10 protein-coding genes and 1 tRNA gene are annotated in these 10,097 nt (G+C 56.2%); 1 reads left to right on the forward strand and 10 read right to left on the reverse strand.

What is annotated here, in order from left to right:
* The coding region (locus tag SVU69_13335; GenBank protein ID MDY6943981.1) for a 3-deoxy-7-phosphoheptulonate synthase at positions 1–239 on the reverse strand (239 nt) is incomplete at its 3' end.
* Between the two features lie 332 nt (positions 240–571).
* Here SVU69_13335 and SVU69_13340 point away from each other — a divergent pair.
* Entirely contained in the window at positions 572–1,360 is a 789-nt protein-coding gene (locus tag SVU69_13340; protein ID MDY6943982.1) for an endonuclease/exonuclease/phosphatase family protein, read from the forward strand.
* A 90-nt stretch (positions 1,361–1,450) separates the two neighbouring features.
* Here SVU69_13340 and SVU69_13345 read toward each other — a convergent pair whose 3' ends face one another.
* From SVU69_13345 to queE, 9 genes are all read right to left on the reverse strand, one after another.
* Positions 1,451–1,897 (reverse strand): Hsp20/alpha crystallin family protein, encoded by a 447-nt coding sequence (locus SVU69_13345; GenBank protein ID MDY6943983.1) that lies wholly within the window; start codon positions 1,895–1,897, stop codon positions 1,451–1,453.
* Between the two features lie 90 nt (positions 1,898–1,987).
* Positions 1,988–2,851 (reverse strand): acyl-CoA thioesterase II, encoded by an 864-nt coding sequence (gene tesB / locus SVU69_13350; GenBank protein ID MDY6943984.1) that lies wholly within the window; start codon positions 2,849–2,851, stop codon positions 1,988–1,990.
* 43 nt (positions 2,852–2,894) lie between these two features.
* The gene (locus SVU69_13355) at positions 2,895–5,138 is read right to left on the reverse strand and encodes a polysaccharide biosynthesis tyrosine autokinase (GenBank protein MDY6943985.1); all 2,244 of its coding nucleotides are present in this window, start codon (positions 5,136–5,138) and stop codon (positions 2,895–2,897) included.
* A 33-nt stretch (positions 5,139–5,171) separates the two neighbouring features.
* Positions 5,172–6,317 carry a polysaccharide export protein gene (locus SVU69_13360; protein MDY6943986.1) on the reverse strand — a complete coding sequence of 382 codons (1,146 nt, stop codon included), beginning with the start codon at positions 6,315–6,317 and terminating at the stop codon, positions 5,172–5,174.
* Between the two features lie 46 nt (positions 6,318–6,363).
* A complete protein-coding gene (locus SVU69_13365; GenBank protein MDY6943987.1) occupies positions 6,364–6,807 on the reverse strand; it encodes a low molecular weight protein-tyrosine-phosphatase in 444 nt (147 codons plus the stop codon).
* Positions 6,808–6,845: 38 nt separating this feature from the next.
* Positions 6,846–8,402: a capsule assembly Wzi family protein gene (locus SVU69_13370; GenBank protein MDY6943988.1), complete on the reverse strand. Its 1,557-nt coding sequence runs from the start codon at positions 8,400–8,402 to the stop codon at positions 6,846–6,848.
* A 251-nt stretch (positions 8,403–8,653) separates the two neighbouring features.
* Positions 8,654–8,728 (reverse strand) — tRNA-Lys (locus tag SVU69_13375).
* A gap of 81 nt (positions 8,729–8,809) precedes the next feature.
* Positions 8,810–9,505, reverse strand: a complete 696-nt coding sequence (queC, locus tag SVU69_13380; GenBank protein ID MDY6943989.1) for a 7-cyano-7-deazaguanine synthase QueC — start codon at positions 9,503–9,505, stop codon at positions 8,810–8,812.
* 13 nt (positions 9,506–9,518) lie between these two features.
* A complete protein-coding gene (gene queE, locus SVU69_13385; protein MDY6943990.1) occupies positions 9,519–10,097 on the reverse strand; it encodes a 7-carboxy-7-deazaguanine synthase QueE in 579 nt (192 codons plus the stop codon).

Genomic DNA, 10,097 nt, shown 5'->3' on the forward strand with positions numbered 1-10,097 from the left:
AACCGGGCCAAACGGTCCGCATAGTCGCGAGCGGCACGGGCGTCGTGAATCGAACAAGGCCCGACCACAACAAGCAGACGATGCTCTTGCCGATCCAAAATCTCCTCAATGGCACGACGGCCATCCAATATCGTGCGTTGCGCCGACTCGGACACGGGAATTTCAGCCTCGAGTTCACTCGGGGGCACCAGCAGATCCTGCGCGACGACGTTTAAATTTTTGAGCACATCTTCCGACATAATGTTTGTTCATTCCGGTGGATCGTTCAGCCGCGAAATCGCCCGTACGGCAATGGATCTTAGGCCAGCTGATCAATGAAAGCGTTCTAATTTAACCCCTTGGCGTAAAATGCGCGAGCACAAACCACGCTGAGTGGCCATTTTCGTTGATCGTAGATCAGAATCCAGCCCCCTTCGCGAACCATTCACGCCAAACGTGGTCTTAAAGATATAATCAGCGGGTCAGATCGTTTACCGGATCAGGATTTGTGCGGCTACTGCCCTTCAGAACGGATCCCTGACGCTTGGAAATACGGCATCTGACCACACACAGAGAACAAAGCGTGTAATTCATGCAACAACGACAACGACTTAAACTGCTTACCTACAATATACAGGTCGGCATCGAAACCAGTGCGTATCATCACTATTTCACCCGGGCATGGCGCCATGTTTTGCCCTGTCCGACGCGGCAGGAAAACTTAAATCGCACGGCAGAATTGCTCAGCGAGTACGACATGGTCGCACTCCAGGAAACCGACGCGGGAAGTGTCCGAAGCCGCTACGTAAACCAGGTGGCGTATCTGGCAGAGCGGGCAGGTTTTCCTTTTTACTGGACTCAGGTGAACCGAAACCTCGGGCGATTCGCGCGACACAGTCTGGGCTTTCTTAGCCGCTACGAACCGACCGATGTCGAAGAGGCGAGGCTGCCGGGCCGAATCCCCGGTCGTGGCACGATGCTGGTTCGCTTCGGGCACGGGGACGACTCACTGCTTGTGGTGGTGGCGCATTTATCCTTAGGCCGCCGATCTCGTCAACAGCAGCTGGCGTTCATTCGCGAACGAATCGGGGATCATCCCCACGTTGCACTGATGGGCGACCTCAACTGTGGATCGGCTGACGTGATTCACGCCAGCGCCCTTCGCGACACCAAGCTGCGAGGTGGTTCTCATGGCGTGGCCAGCTATCCTAGCTGGCGGCCTAAGCGTCACTTGGACCACATTCTGGTCACGCCCGGCTTGGAAATCCATCACAGCCAGGTCGTTCAACATCACACGGTTTCGGATCACTTGCCGCTGGCGATGGAACTGAGCCTACCCGATAAGCTGCTATTGCAAACCGCTCCCGTGAAGTCCAATTGACCAGCGCGTCACCAGGGCCCAACCTACAAAAAAAGGATCCCAAAACGGGATCCTTTTTAGCTTTTAATCCACCGTAAACGGGGATGATGATTAGCTGGTAACGGTAATCCGACGAGGCTGCACGACCGGCTTTTTGGCGATCCGAACTTCTAACACGCCGTGGCGACTGTTGGCCACCACGTTTTCCGAATCGATGGTATCCGGCAAGCTAAAGCGCCGATGAAAGCGCCCCTGAGGCCGTTCGAATCGCCGAAAGCCCGATTGCTCCGGTTCTTCCGCGATATGCCTTTCACCTTGGATATTCAAAATTCCTTTCTCCAGCGTGATTTCAATCTCATCCGGATTCACGCCGGGCAAGTCTGCCAGCACCACGTAGGCATCGTTTTCTTCGCGAATGTCCATAGCCGGTGCCCACTGACCAGTTGCGACTCGCGATCGATCATCCGAGACCAAGCCAAAATCCCCGCCGAACACACGGTCCATCTCACTTCGCATGTCACTCAGGGAACGCCACGGATCGAAACGTACGACACTCATCTCCACATCTCCCATATTTCAGATCAATTTGCGCCTTTCATCAGCGCTTGACTTGGATATGGGGCTGACCGGATCGGTTTCAAGGGGATGTTAACCGGCCCGCACGCGAATTAAGCCTTCTTGTGCGCAACTCGCGATCAAGGTGCCATCCTGGGCGTATAGGGACCCGCGGTTGAATCCGCGAGCCGCTGCGGCCGAAGGGCTGTCCATCACATACAACAGCCATTGGTCCATACGGAACGGACGATGAAACCACATGGCATGGTCCAAGCTGGCACCCTGGAGATTGCCTTGCATGAAGGTAATACCGTGGGGCAACAATGATGTCCCCATAAAATTGAAGTCCGACGCATAGGCCAACAAGGCCTGATGTAAACAAGGATCATCCGGCAATTCGCCCGCAGATCGAATCCACACTTTATTTTCCGGCGCGCGTTTTTCCGGTGCAAAAAAATCCACCGGGTTGACCGGCCTCATTTCGATCCCCAGGTCTCGATCGATCAATTTCCGCAGGGGTGCGGGCACCCGCTCGGCAAGCTGGGAACGAAGCTCTCGCTCCGATTTGAGCGTTTCGGGCGAGAGCGCATTCGGCATCGGCATCTGGTGCTCCAGACCGTCTTCGATCGCCTGGAAGGAAGCCGACATCACGAAGATCGGCCGGCCGTGTTGAATCGCATGCACGCTGCGGGTGGTGAAACTCCTGCCGTCCCTGATGCGATCCACTTCATAAATGATCGGCGCTCGCATGTCACCGGGCCGCAAAAAATACGCGTGCAGTGAATGACACATGCGATCAGTCACCGTCCTCTGCGCAGCGACCAACGCCTGACCCAAAACTTGCCCGCCAAAGACACTGATGCCGCCTAAGTCTGTGCTTTGGCCGCGAAACAAGTCATCCTCCAGCCGCTCGAGATCAAGCTGTGCAAGCAAATCGCTTAATGCCACCGTTGACATCCACCTACCCCAGGTCCGTCAAAACGCTTGATGCGATTATCCCTCAAGCGGATTTTTTCGATGTGTAGTCGTAGTAATAGTAATACCCGTACTGGCCACCCCGGCGCCGACGCTTCCCTTGTTCATAGGCATTAAACAGTGCACCGGTGACCTGGACGCGGTTGTTGCGCAGCACTTTGAGAACCTGTTCGGTCTCATCCAACGTACTCTTGTCCGCCCGAACCACAATAAACACCGCCCCCGCATGGGCACCGATGATACCGGCATCAGCGACCGCCAGAACCGGCGGCGTATCGATGAATACGTAGTCGTATTCCTCACGAACACGATCCAAGAGCGCCTTAAACGTCGAGCTCATGAGCAATTCGGCCGGGTTGGGCGGGATCGTTCCTGTACTCAACATCGACACTTTGCCTTGCAATAATGGCTTAGTCACCGCGCCCACCTCGTAGCGCCCGGCCAATACATCGGACAATCCGGGCGCCCGTGGCTCACCGGCATATTCGTGTAAGTGCCCGCGACGCATGTCGGCATCGATCAACAGCACACTGGAGCCTGCCTCACCCAAGAGATAGGCTGTGTTGACCGAAACGAACGATTTACCGCTGCCCGGCGCATCGCTGGTGATGGCAATGATGTTCTTCTCACTTTCCATCAAGGCGAAATGTAAGCTGGTACGCAAGCTCCGGAGACTCTCAGTCACCAGATCTTGGGGCTCATCGCGGGCAATCACCGGTAACGGCAATCCGCGCGATTGTGCTTTACGTCGCATTCGCTTCTGACTGGTGCTGTAAGGGATTACCGCGTAAACCGGTAAACCGAACCGGCTTTCGATCTCCTTAGGATCCGCCAGACCGGCCTTCAATGCATTGCGTGCGAAAACCGCGAGAATCCCAAGGAACAAACCCAAAAACAAGCTCAGCGCCGCAATCAGGCTCTTTCGCGGTTTAACCGGCTCTTCGGGCACCGGGGCCTCGTCAACAATTCGAACGTTACCCAAGGTTCCCGCCTTGATCACCCGCAACTCCTGCGCTTTGTTAAGCAGCCCGGTATAGAGCACTGTTTGCACTTCCACTTCTCGCTGCAGCCGCAGTACCTGTTGTTGCGTTTCGGGTAAAGACTTAACCCGCGCATCCAAGTCCCGCTTGACGGACAAAAGCTCACGCTCCTGGGAAGTCAGCGCGATCATGGCCGGGTGCTGGCTGGCAAAGTTTTGCTCCATTTCCGCGCGCTTGAGTTGCAACTCCGAGAGACTTTTTTCCAAATCGACCAACTGGCTGAGCAAAGCGGCGGTCTCGCCCGTGAGATCAAGACTTTCATTATTTTTTCGGAACAGATTGAACTCCTGCTCAGCGGCTTCGAGTTCACGCTTCAACTGAGGGAGTTGTTCTTCCAGAAACTTCAGGCTCTCCCCAGCCTGAGCGGACCGGCGCTCCACGTTTTGACGAAGATAGGTATTGGCAATGGCGTTGAGTATCCTGGCCGCCTCTGCGGGTTTTTCGCTTTCCAGCGACACCCGCAAAATGCCGGTGCCCTTTCCTTGCTCGGCAACGGACAAGGCTTCAGACAATCCGCCGACCGTTTTCAACCAGCTACGTCGCGTGACGTCAAAGTGGGTACCGGCTCGTGCCCGCAATTCGCGGACGAAAATCTCCACCTCACGCCCCGTATCCGGGCTCTCTTGGCGGGCGACCTCGCCGACGCGGCCCTGGAGCAATTCATGACCCTCGGGATCATACAAACGGAAAGTATCGCCATCGCCGGCGACCAAAGCCAAGGGTTGGCCGAGCAACTCGCTCGGCACTTTTAGGCGGGTAACCTGGATTTTCTCCCCGCCCCAGGCGAACTGTTCCAACCCGAACCACGGTGCTTGGGGGACGGGTTCGTCCGCCAAACGGGCAATAAAATCGCCTACCACGGGAAAATGAGCAGGTTTGCTGACGACATCCAACCCGAGTTGGTCCACCACTCGGCCGATGACAAACCGGGATTTGAGGATCTGGATCTCGGCTTCGGCCGGCGGTTTCTCGCCTGATAACAGCGCCAATTCTTCCAATCCGGGAAGCCCCGCACCGTCCTGCTCCATCTGCAACAAGACATCAGCCCGAAACACCGGCTCGGACAGGATAGCTAACGCCAATCCGCCCAGGAACACGACGGTGGCAACCAACGCGATCAGCCAACGACCTTTATGAAGGGTATCCAGCAACTCCTGGAGATCGATTTCGTCATCCAGGTAATCCGGCTGGGCAACCGCGGAATTGGGGGGTTCCGGCAATTGCGTCATAGTTTCACTTCGCTCCGTTCTACCGTACCGCCCTCAATCGCTGATCAGCCGCTCCACTTGGAACAAGGCCGAAATCGTGGGCAAGATCTGCTGCATAATGCGATTCCAACGAACCAGTTCGGAGCTGGACACATAAACCACATCACGAGGCTCCAACTCAAACGCTTCGGCCAACACCAAGGCCGAGGCTTGATGGACGTTTAGATGAAATATCTGCGCTTGTACCGCTTGAGACTCTGGCGGCGCGTCGTCCCCCTCATAGGGGCGGGCTCGAATCACGTAAACGCCTTTGGTGTTAGCCGTCGCGAGATCAAACCCCTCGGCGTCACTAATGGCTTCGGCCAAAGTCAAACGACCTTTGTTCATATAAACGGTGGTTTGTTCACCCACCTCACCCATCACAAACACTTTGTTTCGATTGTTGTCGGGAATGTATAAAACATCGCCATCGTGCAACAGTGCGTTGCCCGTGCCCGACGAGTACAAGGCCAGAATGTCGATGGGCACACTGTCGCCCGATCGGCTTAAAATGGCGTCCCGCTTATCGGCCAACTCGTTGAAACCGCCGGCACGGTTGATGGCATCCATGATGGTGAGTGGCTGGTCTGTGATCCAAATAATTCCCGGCTCAACCACTTCGCCGGTGACGTAAACCTTTTGGCTACGAAAGTCGACAACACGCACGTCTACTTGTGGACTGGGAATATAGGGCCTCAAGGCACGCGTAATCTCTCCACGGATTTCTTCCACGGTGTGACCGGCAACATGAATCACACCGGCATACGGAAAAAATATCGTGCCATCTTCGCGGACCAAACGCCCCATGTTTTTCAGGTCCTGAAAATTGCCCATGGGGTTACTGAGTTCCGGGTGATTCCAGACGATGATATTCAACACATCCTGCGGACCCACTCGATACGTGTAAGAATCGGCAGCGAGCCGGTCATCAGCGTAAACAATTTGGCGTTGCTGCAGCCGTTCACGGCGCTGCTCCACGATGAGCTCGCCGGAAACCGGCGTAATCAAAGGCTCTTCGAATGGATCTCTAGCGCCTGGGAATCCCTCAGGAAACCAAACGTTGATCGGCTGCGAATCGACACGAATACCGGGTACCGTCGTAATACAGGCCGACAACAGCACAGCCAGCAGAACCGCAACCCAAGGCCTCAGATCACTCACGGTGGTCAAGTAACGTCTCCTAATAGCCACTTACTTTAGCCTTTTCTTAAGCCATACGATCCGCCCAATCCCCCACACATTGGTCGATCAGTTCATAGGCATGCTCGAATGCCGCCATGCCTTTCCGGTAAGGATCCGGTATCTCCAGATCCCCGCGCCAACGGCCCAGTAGATGAACGCGGCCCCGGGCAAGCGGGATTTCGTCCAAAATCCACGTTCGCTGCCCACGTTCCATGACCAGGACCAACTCGAAATCACGGAGCACTTGCGCGTCCAATTGACGCGCGCGATGCGCGCCGATATTCAATCCGTGCTGCCGCATCACCTCAATCGCCTCGTCGGTCGCCGGTTTACCAACTAAGGCAGCGATTCCACAGGAGCCCACGCCCATGCCGCCCTTGCCCGCCAATCGTGAGGTCAACAGACCTTCCGCCATGGGACTGCGGCAAACGTTTCCCGTACAGACCATCAAGGTGTTTATCAAAGCCAAACTACGCCCTCGTCATGAGGCTCACAATGCCCCCGCGTTTAGAATGAAATCTCCCACTGCGCGAAACCGAAGATCGCATCATCGACTTCTGCCTGCCAAGGCTCCAGCCGGGTTGCACCGAAGCCGAATGAGCCCCGCCCCCAGCGGAGCGGCGCCCCGACCACAACTTGCCATTCGAACAAATCGGCTGCAACAGGCGCGACGGTGTTACCGCGCGCGTCGTCATCCCGGTTCAATTCACCGGAGCGGATGATCAGATTCACATGCCGCCCGCGTGAGTCGGTTCCGAGCACACCGAACGTGGCCAGGCGGCTGTCGTTGTCCGTGGGATAACCGATGGACCAGCCGCGGTAACGATAGCCGGTTCGGTAGATCCCGTGCTCATACGCGTAGTTGAAACGGGCTTCGTCTTTGTGGAACTCCGAGGTGGTCTCAGCCACCTCCAAAAACACCCGATAACTGGAACCGTCCCAAGGTAACGGACCCCAGGTCTCCGCGCCCGCCTGGCCGATGAATCGCGACGGGACGCCACCGGCTTCATCCTCTCCGATGAGCTCGGAATAAACTGCCATAGGCTGAGAAAAAATTGAAAAGGACCAACGAATATCACCACCCGCGAGCTGGTTACCCGGTTCATCGGGCGAACCGCCGTCATTGTCGTCGCCGGCGAACAAACGCCGAAAGGTATCAAAGTCCGTTGGACGATCTTCACCCGTGCGGGTATTGGTCCCGCCCCACTGCGCAGTCCGGGATAACCCGATTTCCAAACCGCGCAACGGCCTAAAGGCGATCCGCATCCCCCACAACAAGGCGTCTTCAACGACCCGGTCGGATTCCAGCTGACCGATAAAAGTGGTTAGATGCCACGGCCCTAGATATTTCAGTAGCGGCACGTCGAAGGGTGCCGAGCGAATTCGCTGTAAAGCCACCGCGGGGATCGGGCGCGGGTTGTTGGACAGAATCAGGCCGCCCCCCCACGCAGGCCCCCAATAGCGATCCAAAGCGCCAACGGAAAACGCCCAATTACCTGCCCCAAAGGCGATGTAGCTGCCGTCATATCGAACGTCTTCACCATCGAATCGCAGATCGGGAAAGGCATCATCCTCATCCAATCCCAAATCGAAGAGTTCTTCATTGGGGTCCCCCAAATCCAACCAGCGACCATTCAAACGGTAGGCAAATCGTCCCTTCATTCCTTCGACACCTACCGCGAGTTCACCTTGCTCGCGTGGTGTTGCGTTAAACCACCGCAACACCGGACGATCACCTGCAACCGCCAACGACAGACTCGGCTTGACCCAACGCCGAACGCTCGCCGCTTGCGCGCGGGTTGATAATCGGTGCCAGGCGCCACGATGCGCCGGTGGCAGGCGTGTTGGGTCAACTCGATTGAGATCGCCCGCGACGGCTCCCCAAGGGATGGGCCAAATGCTGGTTGGCGTGGTTAACACACCCAGGTCGGCGAGTAGTTGCAGATCATGCCGAAGCCCAGGGTCTCCGGCCTCAAGCCATGGGCCGGCAAGGGAAGGAAGAGGGAAAATTAAAACTAAGGCAGAAAAGAACAGTCCAGTGACATACCGTCTGGGCTTTCTCACACTTCAGCTTCCTAGATAACCAAACAGCCGGGAAAGATAACCACGAAAGGGATCGAGCCGGCGGAGCGCAATCCTTGCGTTCGATTAAGCGTAGCGAACCGACAAAGACAGACTTCGCCAGTGTCCTGAGTATAACCAGGGCGAACAGCTAAAACCAATCGCGTCCGGAAAGTACTCGCATAAGGCAGAAACAAACTCGACAGGAGACAGATCGTGTCAGATCGAAAGTATCATCGAAAGCATTCGAATTGTGGTGGGCTGCCTGGGACTCGAACCCAGAACCAATGGCTTAAAAGGCCACTGCTCTACCATTGAGCTAACAGCCCACATCTGGAAACCGGCTTTTTGTGCGCCATGAGAAACATGACGGCGCTGCATGATAATGCACTGGCGAAAAATAACAAGTCTTAGGGCCCAATCGGCCCGTCAACGTAGCGTGTGGGGTCGACGATACCCGCTGCTCGAAATCCATCGGAACGCAACCGGCAGGCGTCGCAAGTTCCGCATGCGCGCCCTTGCGAATCCGCTTGGTAACAGGAAACCGTGATACTGAAATCAACACCCAAGTTGTCGCCTTGCCGGATAATTTCGGCCTTGGGCAGGTCGATGAGCGGCGTGCGGATGGAAAAGCCCGCCCCTTCCACGCCTGCCCGTGTCCCCAAATTGGCAGCGCGTTCGAATGCCTGGATAAACTCGGGGCGACAATCCGGATAACCAGAGTAATCCACCGCGTTGACACCGATGAAGATATCACGCGCCGGAAGGACTTCCGCCCACGCCAAGGCCAAGGAGAGAAACACCGTATTTCTGGCCGGAACATACGTAATGGGAATGCCTTCGCTGGGCTCACCGGGGACTTGCAGCGACGCATCGGTTAGAGCTGAGCCGCCGAAACCACACAAATCCAATCTAAAAACGCGGTGTTCCATCGCACCCAACGATTGAGCAACCGCAGCTGCGGCCCGCAGTTCAGCCGCGTGGCGCTGGCCGTAATCCATGCTTAGCGCGTAGCACTGATATCCCTGGCTCCGCGCAATCGCGAGCACGGTTGCGGAATCCAAGCCACCCGACAACAACACCACGGCAGTATCCGCCAATGTCAACTCCTAAGACCACTTAACGGCCGGGTTCATCGCCCCACAGCAGTTTATGTAACTGGACTTGAAAACGAACCGGCAGACGGTCCTCAAGTATCCACTCAGCGAGTTGGCGCGCAGGCAATTGATTGTAGCTGGGTGAAAACAACACCTCACACCGCCCGGCTAATGACTTCTCGGCCACCAATGCCCGAGACCACTCGTAGTCGTCCCGATCGCAAATCACGAACTTGAGCTGATCATGCGATGTCAGCAACGCCAAATTTTCCCAGCGGTTTCTTTGAACTTCTCCCGATGCGGGCGTTTTGATATCCACCACTCGACTGACCCGAGGATCCAGGTGGGCAATATCCATCGCCCCGCTGGTTTCCAGCGATACCGTATAGTCAGCCTCACACAGGCGATGAAGCAATTCGGCACAGGCTTTCTGCGCCAATGGCTCGCCACCGGTCACCGTGACATGACGAACGCCGTAGCTGGCCACACGCTCCATAATTTGATCGAGTGAAAACCACTGACCACCATGGAAAGCGTACGCTGTATCGCAGTAACCACAGCGTAACGGGCACCCCGTCAATCGAACGAACACCGTAGGCAC

Source organism: Pseudomonadota bacterium (assembly GCA_034189865.1).
Lineage (GTDB): Bacteria > Pseudomonadota > Gammaproteobacteria > UBA5335 > UBA5335 > JAXHTV01.

Excerpts from the sequence above, each read along its gene's own strand:
- SVU69_13340 (MDY6943982.1), top strand. The coding sequence starts at position 572 with ATGCAACAACGACAACGACTTAAACTGCTTACCTACAATATACAGGTC.
- SVU69_13345 (MDY6943983.1), bottom strand. The coding sequence starts at position 1,897 with ATGAGTGTCGTACGTTTCGATCCGTGGCGTTCCCTGAGTGACATGCGA.
- tesB (MDY6943984.1), bottom strand. The coding sequence starts at position 2,851 with ATGTCAACGGTGGCATTAAGCGATTTGCTTGCACAGCTTGATCTCGAG.
- SVU69_13355 (MDY6943985.1), bottom strand. The coding sequence starts at position 5,138 with ATGACGCAATTGCCGGAACCCCCCAATTCCGCGGTTGCCCAGCCGGAT.